Annotated in this window: 1 rRNA gene; it reads right to left on the bottom strand. The window is 51.7% G+C overall.

Annotated elements, in window-relative coordinates:
* Window positions 1-201 (bottom strand): 23S ribosomal RNA (locus JDF658_RS13875); the annotation flags it as partial.

Raw genomic sequence — 201 nt, 5'->3', positions numbered from 1 at the left:
GGCTTAGCCCCGGACATTTTCGGCGCACAACCACTCGACCAGTGAGCTATTACGCACTCTTTAAATGATGGCTGCTTCTAAGCCAACATCCTGGTTGTCTGTGCAGCTGCACATCCTTTCCCACTTAGCCTGTACTTCGGGACCTTAATCGGCGGTCTGGGCTGTTTCCCTCTCGACTATGAAGCTTATCCCTCATAGTCT

The organism is Carboxydocella sp. JDF658, from assembly GCF_002049395.1.
In the GTDB taxonomy this organism is placed as follows: Bacteria; Bacillota.
This window is presented reverse-complemented; position numbering and strand designations above follow the sequence as displayed.